This is a genomic window from Rathayibacter sp. Leaf296 (assembly GCF_001423045.1).
In the GTDB taxonomy this organism is placed as follows: Bacteria; Actinomycetota; Actinomycetes; order Actinomycetales; family Microbacteriaceae; genus Rathayibacter; species Rathayibacter caricis.
In genome coordinates this window covers 557,715-575,062 of the sequence record NZ_LMNR01000002.1, presented here as the reverse complement: position 1 = coordinate 575,062, position 17,348 = coordinate 557,715, and the positions used below count along the sequence as shown (strand labels likewise).

Here is a 17,348-nt window from a genome sequence, read left to right as displayed (position 1 = left end):
AGGTGTCGGAACGACCGTCCCGAGAACGCGAATCCTGACGGTGAGGACCGCGGGGACCGCTGCCTAGCGTGGGACGAGCCGGATCCGCCGGCGCTTCCGGAAGGAGCACCGTGTCCGTCTCCCCGCCCCTCGTCGCCCCCGGGCGTCGCGGCGTGACGAGCGCCTCGAATCCGCTCCTGCGCTATCTCGTGCTCCGGTTCCTGCTCATCGTCCCGACGGTGCTCATCCTCGTCACGATGGTCTTCTTCCTCATGCGCCTGACCGGGGATCCGATCACCGCCGCGCTCGGCGGACGCCTGTCGGGCGCCGATCTCGCCGCCCGGGTGGCCGCCGCCGGCTACGACCGTCCCGTCGTGGTGCAGTACGTCGAGTACCTCGGCGGCGTGCTGCGCGGCGACTTCGGGACGACCCTCAGCGACAACCGCCCGGTGACCGAGGTCCTCGCGGTCTACGGGTCCGCCACCTTCGAACTCGCCGCCTACGCGCTCTTCGTCGCCCTGATCGTCGGAGTGCCGCTCGGCGCCGTCGCCGCCCGCACGCGCGACCGGACGCCCGACATCGTCCTCCGCGTCCTCGCGATCCTGAGCTACGCGACCCCCGTCTTCTTCGCCGGGCTGCTGCTCAAGCTGGTCTTCGGCGTCGTCCTCGAGGTCGTGCCCACGGCGGGCCGGTCGAGCACGGGCACCGAGCTCTTCCTCTCGACGATGCAGCAGCCGACCGGGCTGCTCCTGGTCGACGCGCTGCGCACCGGCGACGGGTCGGCGGTGGCCGACGTTCTCGCCCACGCCGTCCTCCCGGGACTCACGCTGGGCCTGCTCACCGCCGGTACGTTCCTCCGTCTGGTGCGGACCAACATGATCGGCACCCTGCAGGCCGGCTACGTCGAGGCGGGCCGCTCCCGGGGCGTGTCCGAGGGGAGGCTCGTGTCGCGGCACGCGTTCCGACCCGCCCTGATCCCGATCATCACGGTCATCGGCATGCAGATCGCGATGCTCCTCGGCGGAGCGGTCCTGACCGAGACGACCTTCGAGTGGCGCGGGCTGGGCTTCATGCTCGGGCAGTACCTCGCCGCGCGCGATTTCGTGGCGGTGCAGGGCATCGTCGCCGTGCTGGCGATCATCGTCGCGGTCACGAACTTCCTCGTCGACGTCCTCGCCGCCCTGATCGACCCCCGAGTGAGGTACTGACATGACCACCGCCGTCGCCCCTCAGCGCCTCTGGCGCGATCGTCTCCCCGTCGTGTCCCACGTGCGCAGCAGTGCGGGCTCCCAGCGCGCGATGCTGCTGATCGGACTCTCCCTCGTCGCCGTCCTCGTGATCGTCGCCGCCTGCGCGCCGCTGCTCGCACCGTTCGGGTACGACCAGCTCGCCGCTGACGGACGCAACTTCGGCGCGCAGCTGGCCCCGGGCGGTCAGCACCTCCTGGGCACCACGGTCGGCGGCTACGACGTGCTCTCGCGCACCCTCTGGGGAGCGCGCACCGCCGTGCAGGTGATCCTGCTGTCGCTGCTGACCTCGGTCGTGGCGGGGGTGCTGCTCGGCGCGGTGTCGGGCTACGTCGGCGGCCGGCTCGACAAGATCCTCGTGGTCCTCGCCGACGCCGTCTACGCCTTCCCGAGCCTCCTGCTCGCCATCGTGCTGTCGATCGTGATCTCGGGCGGGCAGTCGAGCCTGTGGGGAGGAGTGGTCGCCGCCGCGATGTCGATCACCGTCGTGTTCGTGCCTCAGTACTTCCGAGTGGTCCGGGCCGAGGTGCTCCGCGTCGTCTCGGAGTCGTTCGTGGAGTCGGCGCGCGTCATGGGCGCGCGGGACCGCCGCATCCTGATGCGCCACGTGCTGCGGAACTCCACCCGGACGCTCCCGGTCATCATCACGCTGAACGCCTCCGAGGCGATCATGACGCTCGCGGGGCTCGGGTTCCTCGGCTTCGGCATCGAGCCCACGTCGGCCGCCGAGTGGGGCTACGACCTCAACCGCTCCGTGCAGGACGTTACGAGCGGGATCTGGTGGACGTGCGTCGCTCCGGGCGTCGCCATCATGCTCGTCGTGCTCGGCATCACCCTCGTCGGCGAGAGTCTGAACGATCTCTCCGACCCCCGCCTGCGCGTCCGCCGCCGCAGCCAGAGAAAGGCCGGCCGATGAGCTCCGTTCTGACCATCCGCGACCTGCGCGTCGTCTTCGACACCGATCACGGCCCCGTCCGGGCGCTCGAGGGCGTGAACCTCGACGTCGGGCCGGGCGAGATCGTCGCCCTCGTCGGCGAGTCGGGCTCGGGCAAGACCGTGACCGGCAAGGCGGTCCTCGGGCTGCTGCCCGAGTCGGCCGTCGTCTCGGGCAGCATCCGGGTCCGTCACGGCGACGAGGACGTCGAGATCGTGGGAGCTCCCGAGAAGACGCTGCGGCGCCTGCGCGGCAAGGCGGTGGCGATGGTGTTCCAGGAGCCGTCGACGGCGCTGAACCCGGTCTTCACGGTCGGCTGGCAGATCGTCGAGGGTCTGCGCGCGCACACCTCGCTCGGCCGCAGGGCTGCGCGGGCCGAGGCCGTCCGCATCCTCCGCACCGTCGGGATCCCCGACCCCGGACGGCGGATCGACGACTACCCGCACCAGTTCTCCGGGGGTCAGAAGCAGCGCATCGTCATCGCGATGGCACTGATCCAGGGCGCGCCGCTCATCGTCGCCGACGAGCCGACGACCGCGCTCGACGTGACCGTGCAGGCCGAGATCCTCCAGCTGCTGCGCACGCTCCGGCACGATCTCGGCGGGTCCCTGCTGCTGATCACGCACAACATGGGCGTGGTCGCCGATCTGGCCGATCGGGTGATCGTCATGAACGGCGGCCGGATCGTCGAGAGCGCCGACGTGCAGTCGCTGTTCTCCGCTCCGGAGCACGAGTACACGCGCTCGCTGCTCGCGGCGGTCCCGCGCATCGGCGCGGCGGGCCCCGCGCTGCCGGAGCCGACGAGCGGCCACGAGCCGCTCGTCGTGGCCCACCGGCTCGAGATCTGCTACCCGGGGCGACTGGGGCGCCCGTCGTTCACGGCGATCGAGGACCTGTCGGTGACGCTCGCCCCCGGCGAGGTGCTGGGCCTGGTCGGCGAGTCCGGCTCGGGCAAGACGACCCTCGCGCGCGCCATCGCCGGGCTGGTCCCGGCCACCGGCGGCTCGCTGAGCGTCCTCGGCGCGGAGCTCGTCGGCCGCCGCGCCCGTCTCGGTGCCGCGGCGCGCGAGGACCTCGGCTTCGTCTTCCAGGACCCGGCGACCAGCTTCAATCCGTTCCTCACGATCGGCGAGTGCCTCGCCGAGCCCTTCGTCATCCACGGTCGGGCCGACTCGGCGTCCGGCGTGCGCGCCGAGGTGCTCGAGCTGCTCGACGCCGTGCGCCTGCCGCGCTCCTTCGCCGATCGCTTCCCCCACGAGCTGTCCGGCGGCCAGCGCCAGCGCGCCTCCCTCGCCCGGGCGATCGCCCTGCGCCCGCGCCTGCTGATCGCCGACGAGCCCACCAGCGCGCTCGACGTCTCGGTGCAGGCGACGGTGCTCGACCTGTTCGCCGAGCTGCAGAGCGCCCTGGGCTTCGGCTGCCTCTTCGTCAGTCACGACCTCGCCGTCGTCGACCGGGTGGCCGGGAGGGTCGTGGTGCTGCGGCAGGGCGCGATCGTGGAGCAGGGGCTCACGCGCGACGTGCTCCGCTCTCCCCGTGAGGCGTACACGCAGAAGCTCCTCGCGTCGCTCCCCGTGCCGGATCCGGTGCTGCAGCGCGCGGCCAGGGAGGCGCTCGCGTCTGCCGCCGGCTGACGCCGGCGCGGTCGCGCCCAGCGACTAGCGGACGGTCCCCGTCTGCAGCGCGGCCGAGGCCGCGGCGAAGCGGCGCGGGGCCGGAACGCCCTCCACCAGATCCGCCAGGACGCGGCCGATCGCCGGAGTGAACTTGAACCCGTGCCCCGAGAAGCCCGCGCCCACCACGATCGGGCCCGTGCGGTCGAGGATGAAGTCCTCGTTCCCGGTCATCGTGTACGTGCAGCTGATGACGTCGCAGACCTCGGCGTCGGCGCCGGGGATCCACTCGGCGACGTACCGGCGGAGGGCGGCGAGATGCTCCGGGATCGGGAGCCGCGGGCGGCGGTCCGGGTCGACGCTCGCCCCTACGCCGTGCCAGCCGACCTTCAGACCCTCGCCCGGAGTGAGCATGCCGTAGACGGGGCTCAGGAAGTAGGAGTCGGCGGAGCGGTCGGGGTCGGGAGCGTGGTTGAAGCTCGGCCAGACGCTCTCGGAGCTGCGGACGCGGAAGTGCGCGGGATGCTCCTCCGAGACCCGCATCGGCCGCAGCGGCACGAGCCCGGAGAGCAGGGGCTGCGTCCAGGCGCCGACGGTGACGACGACCCGGCGGGCGCGGTACTCGACGTCGTCGGTCGTGATGACGACCGCATCGGTGCCGACGACCTCGATGCCGCGCACGGGAGTGTCGTAGCGGAACCGGGCTCCGCGCCGTTCGGCACCCGAGCGCAGCGCGGTCAGGGCGTCGGCCGCGCGGACGCGACCGCTGCTGGGGATGTGCAGCACCTCGCTCTCGAAGCGGAGGGCGGGCCAGCGGTCGCGGGCCTCCGCGGCCGGGAGGAACTCGCTCACGATGCCGCGGGCGCGGTGCGAGCGGTGCACGGCGCGCAGCGGCTCCACCGGTCCGTGGTTGACCAGGCCGACCCGGTCCAGGAGCGTCACGCCCTCCTCGGTGCCGAGCCGCTGCCAGAGGTCGGAGGCCTCGAGGAGGAGGTCGAGGTAGTCGTCGGTGCCGTACGCCTCGTTGAAGTTGCGGGTGCGGCCGTGGGAGGCGCCGTTCGCGTGCGCGGCGCCGAACTGCTCGAGCAGGACGACGTCCGTGCCGCGCCGCGCGAGCTGCCAGGCGGCAGCCGAGCCCATGGCTCCTCCTCCGATGACGACCGTGTCGACGTTCTCGCGCACCGCGACCTCTCTCTCCTGGACCGACGTGCGCGGAACGAGGAGGCTTCCACTCTCTCCTCCGGTGCTGCCGTCGACCATGGACAGGTGGCGAGCGGTGGAGCCGGTGCCCTCAGCAGACGTCGAACAGGCGCGACCGCGGTCGGGAGCGGGCGTGGAGTGCCGTGCGACAGATGCAGGAAGGACGCCCGCGGAACCTCGACGGCTACTCGACGCCGGGTGCACGCGGCGTCGTCAGCATGGATCCAGCGCCCTCGGCGTCACATCCTCATCCCGCCGCTCCGGCCGACCCCGCAAGGAGTTCTCCATGAAACGTCGCCTACTGGCACCCCTCGTCGCTGGTGCGGCCGTGGCCGTGGCCCTCTCGGCCTGCTCACCCGGAGGGGGAGGAGCGGAAGCGCCGTCCGGGATCCTGCTCGGCACCACCGACAAGGTCACCGCTCTGGACCCGGTCGGCTCCTGGGACCTCGGATCGGCGACGCTGCAGAACCAGGTCTTCTCCTGGCTGCTGACGTCCGCTCCCGGATCCACCGAGCCGGTGCCGGACCTGGCCGCCTCCGCCGCGTTCACCGACCCGACCCACTACCGGGTCGTGCTGCGCGAGGACGCGACCTTCGCCAACGGGAACCCGCTCACAGCGTCCGACGTCGTCTTCTCGTTCGAGCGCCAGGTCGCCATCGCCGACGTCGACGGGCCGTACACGCTCCTCTCGGACATGGTCTCGGTCGAGGCGGAGGACGACTCCACCGTTGTCTTCACCCTGGCCACGCCGGACAACGCCCTCTGGCCGCAGATCCTCACGAGCCCCGCCGCCGCGATCGTCGACGAGGAGGTCTTCTCGGCCGACGCCGTCACCACGGACGACGAGATCGTCGCGGGCGACGCGTTCAGCGGCCAGTACTCCATCACGAGCTACGAGCTCAACTCGCTCGTGCAGCTCACGCGCAACGACCTCTACGGCGGGCTCCTCGGCGAGGCCGCCAACGAGTCGGTCGTCGTCCGCTACTACGCGGACGAGAGCAACCTCAAGCTCGACATCCAGCGCGGTGAGATCGCGGTCGCGTACCGCACTCTGAACGCGACCGACATCGAGGACCTCCGCGGCGACGAGGACCTCACCGTGCACTCCGGCCCCGGTTCCGAGATGCGCTACCTGGCGTTCAACCCCGAGACGATGCCCTTCGGATCGGCGACTCCGGAGGCGGATCCCGCTCGCGCCCTCGCCGTCCGGACCGCGGTCGCCCACCTGATCGACCGCGACGAGCTGTCGGAGCAGGTCTACCGGGGCACCTACGCCCCGGTCTACTCCGTGATGCCGAGCGCGCTCGTCGGGTACACCCCCGCCTACGAGGAGCTCTTCGGGGACGGGACCGGCGCCCCGAGCGCCGAGGAGGCGGCGGCGGTCCTCCAGGCGGCCGGCATCACCGAGCCCGTCGACCTCAAGCTGCAGTACAACACCGATCACTACGGGTCGAGCACGTCGGACGAGTACGCGCTCATCAAGAACCAGCTCGAGCGCAGCGGTCTGTTCACGGTCGACCTGCAGTCGACCGAGTGGACGCAGTACGTCAAGGAGAAGACGACGTCCTACCCCGTCTACCAGCAGGGCTGGTTCGCCGACTACCCGGATTCGGACAACTACCTCAACCTGTTCTACGGCACCGACGACGCGCCCTCGAACCTCGGCGCCGCGGTGAAGGACGACGCCTTCAACGACGTCGTCGTGCGCGAGCGGAGCCTGCAGCCCGGCGACGAGCGCACCGCGGCCATCGAGGAGGCGCAGCGCCTGGCGGCCGAGAAGGTGTTCACGGTCCCGCTCCTGGAGGGGACCGAGACCGTCATCGCCTCGTCGACCATCGGCGGGATCGAGGACACCCTCGACGGCTCGGGGCGGTTCCGCTTCGGGCTCCTGCGGAGCGAGTGACCGTTCCCCGCGACGAGCCGGACGCTCCTGCTCCGTCCGCGTGCGAAGCTCGGACCCACGAGAAGGCAGGACCGATGGACACCGACGCACCAGGCCTCGCCGACCGGCTCGCTCCCGCCCTCCGGCCGCGCCGCCCGTGACGGCGGCGGCGGCCGGGGGCGGCGCCGGGGCTCCGGAGGCGCGCCGCATCTCGATCGGGATGTTCGCGGCGGGGTTCGCCGTGTTCGCCCAGATCTTCGGGATGCAGGCCATGCTGCCCGCCGTCAGCCGGGACTTCGGCATCGGGGCGTCGACGGCGGCGCTGACGGTCTCCGCCGCGACCCTGGGCGTCGCCGTCTCCGTGCTCCCGTGGGCGTGGGTGGCCGACAGGATCGGCCGTGTCGAGGTGATGAGGATCAGCCTCGTCGCGGCGACCGTCGTCGCGTTCGCCTCCCCGGCGATGCCGACCTTCGAGACGGTGGTCGCGGCGCGAGCCGCGCTCGGACTGGCACTGGGGGCCGTCCCCGCGGTCAGCGTCGCGTTCCTCGCCGACGAGCTGGCCGCGAACCGGGTCGCGGTGGCCGCGGGCGTCCTCGTCGCCGGCAACACCTTCGGGGGCATCTGCGGCCGGATGCTCGGGGGGCCTCTGGCCGAGATCGCGGGCTGGCGCTGGGCCCTGATCGTCGTGGCCGGAACGGCGGCGGCGGCGACCGTCGCCTTCCTCCTGATCGTGCCGCCCGCCCGGGGCTTCCACCCCGGGGCGACCAGCGGGTACCCGCTGCGCACTCGGATCGCCCTCCAGCTGCGCGACCCCGTGATGCTGGGGCTCTACGCGCAGGGGCTCCTGCTGATGGGCGCCTTCGGAGCCGTCTACAACCTCCTCGGCTTCCACCTCCTCGCGCCCCCGTTCTCGGTGCCGGCGCCGCTCGTCGGACTCCTCTTCGCCGCGTACGTCTTCGGGACGCTCGCGAGCCGCGTGTCCGGCGTGCTGGCGACGCGGTGGGGCGTCCTGCCCACGGTGCTCGCCGGGATCGCCCTCATGATCCTCGGGCTCGGCCTGCTGCTGATCCCCGCTCTCGTCGGCGTCGTCGGCGGTCTCGTCGTCTTCACGATCGGCTGCTTCACCGCGCATCCCGTCGCGAGCGGGCAGTCCGGGATCCGCGCTCGCCTCGGCCGCGCGCAGGCCACCGCGCTCTACCAGCTCTCGTGGCTCAGCGGGACCGCTCTCTTCGGCTGGGCGGGCGCCGCGGTGCTCGATGCCGCCGGCTGGACGGCGACCGTCGGCTTCCTCGCGGTGCTCTGCGCGCTCGCGGCGGTGCTGGCCGTGCTCGGCCTGCGAGTGCTCGGCGATCGCCGGCCGGCACTCCCTCCGCCGCGGGAGTGAGGATCAGGTCCAGGCGTCGATCGAGAGGCTCCCGCCCGCGCGGCCGCGGACGGCTGCCACGGTCAACTCCCTCACCCGGTCGGCGGGCACCGGGGAGCCGGGGGTCGAGAAGATCCATCCCATCGTCTCGTCGTCGCTCAGGCCCGCGGGCACCTCTCCGTAGTAGGCCTTGCCGTAGACGGGGGTGCCCGGTTCGCTGCGCCAGCTGTCGGCGAGCGTGCCGATGTCCACGGCGTCGTAGCCGAGGTCGTCGAGCAGTGCGGCGACCTCGGCCTTGGCGGAGGCGTCGTCGCCCGCGATCGGCATGCCGCTGCGGTCCGGCGCTCCCGACGGGCGGGCCAGGGCGGCGAGCTGGCTCGAGACGATGTTGCCGGCCGCCTTCACGACCCTCGAGCCGGCCAGGTGGCGCTGCAGCAGCTCGCTGGAGGTCAGCTCGTTGCCGTCGAGCTCGGCGATGCGCCCGTCACGCTCGGGGTAGTAGTTCAGCGTGTCGATCACGGTCCTGCCGGCCAGCTGCGCCGTCGGGAGCGTCTCGTACGCGCCGAACGGGATGCTCACCACCACGAGGTCCCCGGCCTCGGCGGCCTCTGCGGGAGTGGCTGCTCGGGCGCGGGGCCCGAGTTCCGCGACGAGGTCGGCGAGCGATCCGGGGCCGCGGGAATTGCTCAGGACGACGTCGATGCCTGCTGCGACGGCGTGGCGGGCCAGGATCCCGCCGATGGTGCCGCTGCCGATGAAGCCGAGTGTCGTGATCATGGGGTCTCCTCGTGTCTGTGGGGAAGCGGGCCGATCGCGACGAGACATCACAACCGGACCGCTGGGTCAGGTTAGCAACCGTAGCAGCAAGATGACCGGTCGGTCATGTTGCGTAGACTGGTCCCATGAGCAGTGGACCCTCCGCGACCGCGCCACCCCGTCCGATGCGAGCCGATGCCGTGCGGACCCGCGCGGCTCTGCTGAAGGCCGCCTCGGACGTGTTCGCCGATCGCGGCGCGGACGGCTCCATCGCCGAGATCGCGGCGCGGGCGGGCATCGGGAAGGGCACCGTCTTCCGCCACTTCCCGACGAAGGAGGACCTGCTCGCCGCGATCATCGGCGAGGAGATGGAGGAGCTCGCGGAGGTCGGTCGTCGACAGGCGGAGAACGCCGATCCCGACGCCGCCCTGCTGCAGTTCATGAGCGCCGGCGTGGACCTCTACGCGACCAGGTCGCGAGCCTTCGTGCAGGCTCTGGGCACGATGCCCGATCGTCAGCACCCGGAGACGCGACCCCGGTGGGAGCGGCTGATCGGGGCGGCGGAGGCGCTCGTGCGTCGAGCTCAGCGGGAGGGGTCGCTCCGCCCCGACCTGAACGGCGAGGACGTCATGCTGCTGATCTGCGGCGTGTACTACACCGCGGCGCCCCTGCTCGACTCCGATCCGTCGGCCTGGCGGCGGTACCTGCAGCTCGCCTTCGACGGGATGTGCGCCCGGGAGGCCGGGCCGTTGCGCCCCGTGGGCAGCGAGGGAGAGGACCTCTCATGACCACCCTCCCCACCCTCGCCGTGACGGGCGTCACCGGCGTCCTCGGCGGCTCCGTCGCGCGCGCGCACGCCGCCGACGGCGTCGCCCAGCGGCTGCTCGCCCGCACCCCCGCGAAGGCCCCGCGGCTGTCCGGCAGCACCGTGCATCCCTTCAGCTACAGCGACCGGCCCGCCTCGATCGAGGCCCTCACCGGCGTCGAGACCCTCTTCATGGTGTCCGCGTCCGAGAGCGCCGACCGCCTCGACCAGCACCGCACCTTCGTCGACGCCGCGGCCGCCGCCGGTGTCCGGCACATCGTCTACACGTCGTTCATCGCCGCCGCCCCCGACGCGGTCTTCACCCTCGCGCGCGATCACGGGGCGACGGAGGAGCACATCCGGGCGTCCGGCATGGCGTGGACGTTCCTGCGCGACAGTTTCTACATCGACTTCATGGAGGCGCTGGTGGGCGAGGACGGAGTGATCCGCGGCCCAGGAGGCGGCGGCCGCGTCGCGATCGTGACCCGCGCCGACGTGGCCCGCACCGCGGTCGCCGTGCTGCGCGACCCCTCCGCGCACGCCGGACGGACCTACGACCTCACCGGTCCGGAGGCCCTGAGCTTCGCCGAGATCGCGGCGACGATCGCCCGGGTCCGCGGCCGCGAGGTCTCGTTCCACGACGAGAGCCTCGAGGAGGCCTACGCCTCGCGCGCCGTCTACGGCGCCCCCGACTGGCAGGTCGACGCCTGGGTGAGCACCTACACCGCCGTCGCGAGCGGCGGCATGGCCGCCGTCAGCGACGCCGTCGAGACCGTGACCGGAGCCGCCCCGCAGTCGCTCGAGGCATTCCTGGCGTCGACGGCGCGCTGATCCGATCGGTTCGCGTCACCGCACGTCCCTCCCACCGTCCGGGTCACCCCGCGGGAAGCACTCCGGCGAATCGGACGAGGAACGCGCGGATCGTGTCCAGACTGTCGTCGTCGTAGTCGTCGAGCGCCTCCTCGAGCCTGCTCGCGGAGCTCGCCAGGAACGGTTCGAGGCGACGGTGGGCGTCGTCCGTCGCCCGGACCGTCACGAGTCGGCGATCGCTGCTCTCGCGGGTGCGGGCGACGAGCCCGCGACCCTCCAGCCGGGTCAGGAGGGCGTTGGCGGCTCCGGTCGTCAGGCCGATGCGCTCCGACAGCCGGGTCGGGGAGAGGGGCGCCCCCGCGCTCTCGGCCCAGACGATCTCGCCCAGCGCGGTCCCGTCGATGGTGGGCAGCTCCATCCAGCCGGCGAGTCGGTGGGCCGACTCCTGGTAGCGGACGGCGTACAGGTGCAGGGCCTCGAGCACCTCGGTCCTCGGTGACGGCACGGGAGATCCTCTCAGCGGAGCAGGAAGCGGGCGGGCGTCGATCGTCACGCGCGCAGCGTGGGGTAGTCGGCGAGACGCGGGACGTTCTTCTCGCTCGTCAGCAGGTTCGACGAGAAGAACCGGCGCACGGGACCGGAGGCGGCCAGGCGGTGCGCGGCGCGCACGGCGCGGACCCCTGTCGTCGACGTCGGGTGCAGCAGTCGTGCGCCGCCGCGGGGGAGGCCCTGCGCACTGTCCGCGTAGCGCCGCAGGAGCCGCTCGTAGCGGCCGAACGCCTGGGCGTGGTCTCGCGGATGCGCGGCCAGCTCGCCGGCCAGGACGTGCGCGCCGACGAGGGAGAGCGTGGTCCCCATCCCCGTCGGCCCCGATCCCCACGCCGCGTCGCCGACCAGGGCGATCCGGCCTCTGCTCCAGGTCGACATCACGACCTGCTCCATCCGCTGCGTGTAGAACTCGTCGGGTCGCGCCGCGAATCCGGCGAGGATCCGCTGGGTCCGCCAGCCGGCTCCGCGGAACCGCTCCCGGAGGATCGACAGCTGGACGTCGGTGGGCAGGCTCTCGAACCCGAACGGCTCGGATTCGAAGGACATGCTCGCGCGGATGGTCCCTTCGTTGTCGGGCCGGACGGACGCCACGCGACCTCGGTCCGCCGTGTACCAGTCCCACGTGTCGACGTCGTCCGAGTGACGGTCGAGGGTTCCGTAGGTGATGCTCACGCCGAAATCGCGCAGTCGCGTCTCGTCGGCGAAGAGGAGCCGCCGAGTGCGGGAGCTGCGGCCCTCGGCCACGAGCATCAGGTCGAACCGCTCGCGTGCTCCGCTCTCGAAGGCGACGTCCACTCCCTCGGCGTCCTGATCGGCGCCCGTGACGAAGTCGCCGTAGCGGAGCTCCACCTCCGCCGGCACGGCGTCGACGAGGATCGCGGCGAACCGGCCGCGGAGGATCTCGACCTCCGCGGTCGGACCGTCCCGACCTTCCTCCTTCGGGAAGACCGCGTAGGCGCGGCCCGACTCGTCGACGAACCGGGTGCCCTCTTCACCGGTGGTGCTCCGCAGGACGACGTCCTCGAGCTCCATCCGGCGCAGGACGTCCCGGCCCAGCCCGCGCACGTCGATGTTCTGCCCCGTCTCGCGGGGCTCGCTCGAGCGCTCGAGGAGCACGACGTCGAAGCCGGATCGGGCGAGCCCCCAGGCGAGCGTCGGGCCGGCGATGCTGGCGCCGGTGACGAGGACGCGAGGAGGGCGGTGAGCAGGAGCGGGCATGGTGGGCCTTCCGGAGCGGGAGCGGAGCGGGCGGGCCTCCTCGTCCGACACTAGCTTCACCCTGATACGACTTCACTGTGAAGTGACCGCGAGCCGACGCAGGTCGTCGCTCGTCAGGGAGTCAGGCCATCACCCCTGCTCCTGAGCGTGCTCACCAGTCGGCGCAGCTCCGCGTCGTGCGTCCGCTTCCACTCCGAGACCTCAGGAGCCGCGAGCGGGTCGCCGTGTGCGCCCGCCGAGACGTACTGCAGCAGGGCGATGTCGACGAGGGTCGCGAACACGTCGTCATCCGCCTCCGTGGAGCGGCCGACGACTCCGATCGTCGCGGAGCAGTCGATGTCCGGACCGGACAGGGTGAGGGACCACAGCTGGATCGGCCCCGCGGCCGTCCGTCTCGCGTGATCGGTCGTCCTGTGAGTGACGGTGATGACGACCCCGCCGACTGTCCGCTGCATGTGCCGCTCCTCTCTTCTCCGGGCTCACACGGAGTGAGGTGTCCACGCTCTCTGTGCCGGAACGGCTCGTTCTCGAGAGCGGAGGGGCGGGAGCCCGAGCCGAACCTAGGGTGGACGGCATGGACACGACCCCGCCGCCCTCCGACGAGGCGCGCGCCCAGGCGGAGCGCGCGCTGCGCGCCATCCGGAACGTGGACGACGGAGCCGACCCGGGAGCCGAGGCCTTCGCCCTCTCGAACGACTTCACCGATCGGCAGCTGGAGCGGCTGCGCGCACTCTGGCGCCGCCGGGGTCGTCGCGGGACGAGCTGAGCGAGCACGCGGGCCGGGCGCCCGCCTCGCGTCACTCCTCCGGATCGACCACGAGTCCCGTGCCGCCACCGCGACGCTCCGGTTCGGCGACCGCGGTCATGCGGCCGGAGGAGTCGACCTCGATCGCGGCCACGGCTCCGATCTCGGCGGCCGAGGTGAACGAGTCGCCCGAGGGGGTCAACTGCTGGCCGAAGGGTGCGAGGTCGTCGGCGTAGGCCTCGATGAAGCCGGGCTCGGCCGTGGTCGCCGCCGCGTTGCGCTGCGAGGCCCGGGGAGCGGCCACCGCCTCCGGGAGCGTCATGCCGAGGTCGATGCGGTTGACCAGCGTCTGGAGCACGGTCGTGATGATCGTCGATCCGCCCGGCGAGCCGACGACGAACTTCACCCTGCCGTCGTCGAGCACGATGGTCGGCGACATCGACGAGCGCGGGCGCTTGCCCGGCTCGATCCGGTTCGGGTCGCCGTCGACGAAGACGGGGGAGAAGTCGGTGAGCTCGTTGTTGAGGAGGAAGCCGCGTCCGGGGACCGTCATGGCCGAGCCGCCGGTCTGCTCGATCGTCAGCGTGTAGGAGGCGGCGTTGCCCCACTTGTCGACGACGGAGAGGTGGGTGGTCGAGATGTTCTCGGTGTCGGCCTGCTCCTCGGAGACGGCGGTCGCGCATCCGGACCCGTCGAGCGCGCCGGGAGCGACCGGGCGGACGGAGGCCGTCGTCGGGTCGATCGTGCAGTCGCGGGCGTCCGCGAACTCCTGGCTGAGCAGCGTGTCGGTCGGCACGTCGGTGAAGGCGGGGTCGCCGACGTAGGCGCCGCGATCGGCGAACGCGCGGGCCGACGCCTCGAGGTAGAGGTGCAGGGCGCCGCCGGTGCTCTCGGCGCCGAGGTCGTGGTTCTCGAGGATGTTCAGCGCCTCGCCGACCGCGATGCCGCCGGAGGAGGAGGGCGCCATGCCGTAGACGTCGAGTCCGCGGTAGGAGACGCGGGTGGGCGCCTGCTCGAGGACGGAGTAGGCGGCGAGGTCGGCCGCGGTGAGCGAACCGGCCGGAGCGGGCAGGGCGGAGTCCGGGGCGACGCGGGGGTTCTGGACCGTGTCGGCGATCTCCGCGGCCAGCGGTCCCTCGTAGAACGCGCTCGGACCCTGCGCCGCGATGCGCGTCAACGTCTTCGCGAGGTCGAGGTTGCGGAAGGTGCTGCCGACCTTCGGGGCGTCGCCGCCGGGGAGGAACAGCTCCGCCGTGTCGGGGAACGCCTGGAACCGCTCGAGGTTGTCGAGCGTCTGGTTGCGGAAGGTCTCGTCGACCGGGAAGCCCTTGGCGGCCAGCGCGATGGACGGCGCGAGCACGACCGGGAGCGGCAGGGTGCCGAACCGGTCGACCGCGGTGTCCCACGTCGCGACCGTTCCCGGGACTCCGACCGCGACGCCCGACGAGACGAGGTCGGGCGTGAACGTGTAGGGCGCACCCGTCGCCGGGTCGAGGAAGGCATCGGGCGTGATGCCCGCCGGCGCGGTCTCGCGCCCGTCGATCGTGCTCACCTCGCCGGAGGCGGCGTCGAAGTAGACGAAGTAGCCGCCGCCGCCGATGCCGGCGCTGTAGGGCTCGGTCACGCCGAGGGCGGAGGCGGTCGCGACCGCGGCGTCGGCGGCGTTCCCGCCGCGCTTGAGCACCTCGAGTCCCGCGCGGCTCGCGCGGGCGTCGACGGACGAGACGGCGCCGCCGTACCCGACCGAGGTCGAGGGCGAGACGACCGGCCCGCCGAGGGCGTCGCGGACGTCCCCGAGCGATGGCAGTCCGTCCCGCGGGAAGACCGGCCTGTCCAGAGCGGACGCCGGAGCGGCACCCGCCGCTGTGAGCGAGACGACCGCGACCAGCGCGAGCGCGATCCGGCGGAGACGGGGTGTCGTGTCCATGGCGTTCCTCCGGTGGAACTCGGTGGTGCGTGGCGGGTTCCCCCAACCTAGGGGGGTACGGGCGCACGGGCTAGGGGCTGTCGGGTCCTCGACGCGGTGGCTCGCAGGTTCCCGCCGGAATCGACGCGTCCAGCCTCACGTCTGCAGGCCGGACCGTTCGCAACCGAGGCGGAGACGGGCCGAGCGCGCCTTCTCGGCGTCCGCGCCGCCTCCCGACCTCGGTTGCAGACGCCCCCAGCGCATCGATCGCGGTCCTCGACGCGGAACGGCACGGGAGGCCCCGAGGAGGGGCGCATCCCGTGCCGTTCCGCAGTGATCAGCGGTTGCGGATCCTCGTGATCAGCGGTCGCGGATCCTGTCGAGCAGATCGCCGGCGATGCCCTCGGCCCGGTCCCTGATCGACGTGTCGCTCTGCGAGGGTGCGGTCACGGTGAACGGGAGGGTGACGGCCTTGCCGGTCTGGTCGCCGGTGACGGTCACCGAGTAGTCGCCGGGGGTGCTCGGTGCCTTCCCGGTGTAGGTCAGGCCGCCGTCGATCAGCTCGCGCGTCTTCGTCCGATCGGTGAACAGCGGAGCCGATCCGATCAGCTGGGTGTCGCCCCGGAAGCCTTCCGCGGTCAGGACGATCTCGGCTCCGGGTGCGAACGAGCTGCCCGACAGCTCGGCGGTGGCGCCGAAGCTCATCGAGCGGATGTCGCGGTCCAGGCCCAGTGCGTTCGAGATCGTGAAGAACGTGTCGGTCTGATCGGTGAGACCGGCCACGTTCGCCGCGCCCGGTCCGTACGCCGCGATGCGCAGCTGCGAGCCGGTGTGCTGCTGGGAGCCGCCCTCGGCCGCGGTGCCGTAGGACACCTTCATGGTGCTGCCGTCGGCGGTCGTCAGCGCGGTGCTGAGCGAGGTCGGAGGGGTGGAGTCGACGATCTGGCTCGAGTGGGCGTGATCGGCGGTCACGATGACGAGCGTGTTCCCGTCGGCCTTCGCGAACGCGAGCGCGGCCTGGACGGCCTCGTCGAGGTCGACGGTCTCGCCGATCTGGCCGCACGCGTTGGCGGCGTGGTCCTGCTTGTCGATGCTCGCGCCCTCGACCTGGAGGAAGAAGCCGGCGTCCGACGTGTCGAGCAGGTCGATCGCCTTCTCGGTCATCGCGCGGAGCGTGGGCTGCTCGGCGGGGCGGTCCGGATTGACCGCGCACGTCTGCGGGGCGGCGTCGGCGCCTCCGACGGTCGCGGGGGTCGGCGCGTACCGCACGGGCAGGTTGCCGGAGTTGAACAGGCCCAGCACGGGCGCGTCCTGATCGGCGACCGTGAGCGCGTCGAGCTGACCGGCGGTGCCGGCGGTCGTGGCGTCGCCCAGCACCTGGTAGCCGCGGTCGGCCGCCTGCTCGAAGAGGGTCTCGCCGGCCCAGTCGCCCGCCTTCGCGGACTGCGCGAAGCTCGCGGACCCTCCGCCGAGGGTCAGGTCGGCGCGGGTGTCGAGGATCTGCTCGCTGATCGAGCCGAGCCCGCCGTTCTCGAGCGCGTCGTTCCCGCAGCTGACGCTGTCGGGTCCGTAGCAGCTGCGGGCGTCGACGTGCGCCGCCTGGACGGCGGGGGTGGCGTCCTGGATCTCGGCAGTGGTGACGTTGCCGGTCTTCAGGCCGTTCGCCTTGGCGACCTCGAGGAGGGTGTCCTTGCGGTTCTGGTCGATGTCGACCGAGATCGCGTTGTCGTACGTCTTGGTCCCGGTGGCCCAGGCGCTGCCGGTGGCGGCCGAGTCGGGGACGTAGTCCGGCGCGCCCTTGACGGCTCCGGTCGCGGGGTCGTCCGCGCGGTAGAGCGAGTACGTCGTGTACTGGCCCGTGATCGGCAGAGCGTCGATGCCGGGGAAGCGGCCCGCAGCGCCGTACTGGTAGTTGCGGGCGACGGTGATCTCGGAGTCGCCCATGCCGTCGCCGATGAGGAGGATGACGTTCTTCGCGTCCTGAGCCTCCACCTCCGCGCGGAGGGTGTCCGAGAGGTCGGCGTCGACCGGCGAGATCCGTGCGGCGCCGCCCGTGGCGCTGAGATCGGGGGTGCCCGCCGCGGTGGCGATGCTCGGAGCGGCGAGTGCCGCTCCGCAGATCAGTGCGGCGGCCGAGAGGGCCAGCGCGGAGCGTCCGCGGGTCGCGGAGCGGAGCAGTCGTGTCACGTCGTGGTCTCCTTGAAGGGTGAGGGGGCCCCAAGAAGGGGCACGCCCTCAGCAGACTCCTGTCGGAGGTCCGAGTGGGTGAACGACGATGCAGGGCCGGGTGAACTCTTCGGTCCGCTCGCAACGCTCGCCGATCCCGACCCGTTGCCGTCGG

The 17,348-nt window shown here is 72.3% G+C and carries 15 protein-coding genes; 8 read left to right on the top strand and 7 right to left on the bottom strand.

The genetic code is table 11. The annotated features are described in order from the left end of the window. Positions 1–110: 110 nt before the first annotated feature. The 3 genes from ASF46_RS12875 to ASF46_RS12865 are packed head-to-tail and all read left to right on the top strand — an operon-like array spanning position 111 to position 3,794. Complete coding sequence (locus ASF46_RS12875; RefSeq protein ID WP_056867946.1) at positions 111–1,187, top strand: ABC transporter permease; 1,077 nt, start codon at positions 111–113, stop codon at positions 1,185–1,187. Between the two features lies 1 nt (position 1,188). Next, positions 1,189–2,142, top strand: a complete 954-nt coding sequence (locus ASF46_RS12870) for an ABC transporter permease (RefSeq protein WP_082485480.1) — start codon at positions 1,189–1,191, stop codon at positions 2,140–2,142. Continuing rightward, positions 2,139–3,794, top strand: a complete 1,656-nt coding sequence (locus ASF46_RS12865; protein WP_056868588.1) for a dipeptide ABC transporter ATP-binding protein — start codon at positions 2,139–2,141, stop codon at positions 3,792–3,794. The genes ASF46_RS12870 and ASF46_RS12865 overlap by 4 nt, the downstream gene beginning before the upstream one ends. Before the next feature lie 24 nt (positions 3,795–3,818). Here ASF46_RS12865 and ASF46_RS12860 read toward each other — a convergent pair whose 3' ends face one another. Further along, on the bottom strand, positions 3,819–4,955 hold the full coding sequence (locus ASF46_RS12860; protein ID WP_235576948.1) for an FAD-dependent oxidoreductase: 1,137 nt from the start codon (positions 4,953–4,955) through the stop codon (positions 3,819–3,821). 304 nt (positions 4,956–5,259) lie between these two features. On the opposite strand from ASF46_RS12860, the gene ASF46_RS12855 reads away from it, so the two are divergent. Both ASF46_RS12855 and ASF46_RS12850 read left to right on the top strand, forming a co-directional pair. Further along, positions 5,260–6,876, top strand: a complete 1,617-nt coding sequence (locus tag ASF46_RS12855) for an ABC transporter substrate-binding protein (RefSeq protein ID WP_056867945.1) — start codon at positions 5,260–5,262, stop codon at positions 6,874–6,876. Between the two features lie 136 nt (positions 6,877–7,012). After that, positions 7,013–8,239, top strand: a complete 1,227-nt coding sequence (locus tag ASF46_RS12850) for an MFS transporter (protein ID WP_056867944.1) — start codon at positions 7,013–7,015, stop codon at positions 8,237–8,239. 3 nt (positions 8,240–8,242) lie between these two features. Here ASF46_RS12850 and ASF46_RS12845 read toward each other — a convergent pair whose 3' ends face one another. Then, positions 8,243–8,995, bottom strand: a complete 753-nt coding sequence (locus tag ASF46_RS12845) for an NADPH-dependent F420 reductase (RefSeq protein ID WP_056867943.1) — start codon at positions 8,993–8,995, stop codon at positions 8,243–8,245. Positions 8,996–9,120: 125 nt separating this feature from the next. Here ASF46_RS12845 and ASF46_RS12840 point away from each other — a divergent pair, with 125 nt between their 5' ends. Beyond that, a complete protein-coding gene (locus ASF46_RS12840; RefSeq protein ID WP_056867942.1) occupies positions 9,121–9,762 on the top strand; it encodes a TetR/AcrR family transcriptional regulator in 642 nt (213 codons plus the stop codon). After that, positions 9,759–10,610, top strand: a complete 852-nt coding sequence (locus ASF46_RS12835) for an SDR family oxidoreductase (protein ID WP_056867941.1) — start codon at positions 9,759–9,761, stop codon at positions 10,608–10,610. The genes ASF46_RS12840 and ASF46_RS12835 overlap by 4 nt, the downstream gene beginning before the upstream one ends. Before the next feature lie 43 nt (positions 10,611–10,653). On the opposite strand, the gene ASF46_RS12830 is transcribed toward ASF46_RS12835, so the two are convergent. The 3 genes from ASF46_RS12830 to ASF46_RS12820 form a co-directional block, all read right to left on the bottom strand. Next, complete coding sequence (locus tag ASF46_RS12830) at positions 10,654–11,094, bottom strand: MarR family transcriptional regulator (RefSeq protein ID WP_056867940.1); 441 nt, start codon at positions 11,092–11,094, stop codon at positions 10,654–10,656. Between the two features lie 44 nt (positions 11,095–11,138). Continuing rightward, positions 11,139–12,356, bottom strand: coding sequence for an FAD-dependent monooxygenase (locus ASF46_RS12825; RefSeq protein ID WP_056867939.1), 1,218 nt, complete (start codon positions 12,354–12,356; stop codon positions 11,139–11,141). 113 nt (positions 12,357–12,469) lie between these two features. After that, positions 12,470–12,811 carry a hypothetical protein gene (locus ASF46_RS12820; protein ID WP_056867938.1) on the bottom strand — a complete coding sequence of 114 codons (342 nt, stop codon included), beginning with the start codon at positions 12,809–12,811 and terminating at the stop codon, positions 12,470–12,472. Between the two features lie 119 nt (positions 12,812–12,930). Here ASF46_RS12820 and ASF46_RS12815 point away from each other — a divergent pair, with 119 nt between their 5' ends. Further along, the gene (locus tag ASF46_RS12815) at positions 12,931–13,122 is read left to right on the top strand and encodes a hypothetical protein (RefSeq protein WP_157602502.1); all 192 of its coding nucleotides are present in this window, start codon (positions 12,931–12,933) and stop codon (positions 13,120–13,122) included. A gap of 31 nt (positions 13,123–13,153) precedes the next feature. Here the strand turns inward: ASF46_RS12815 and ggt are convergent, their stop codons facing one another. Both ggt and phoA read right to left on the bottom strand, forming a co-directional pair. Continuing rightward, positions 13,154–15,028, bottom strand: coding sequence for a gamma-glutamyltransferase (gene ggt / locus ASF46_RS12810; protein ID WP_056867936.1), 1,875 nt, complete (start codon positions 15,026–15,028; stop codon positions 13,154–13,156). A 339-nt stretch (positions 15,029–15,367) separates the two neighbouring features. Further along, on the bottom strand, positions 15,368–17,194 hold the full coding sequence (phoA, locus tag ASF46_RS12805; RefSeq protein ID WP_235576947.1) for an alkaline phosphatase: 1,827 nt from the start codon (positions 17,192–17,194) through the stop codon (positions 15,368–15,370). Between the last annotated feature and the right edge of the window lie 154 nt (positions 17,195–17,348).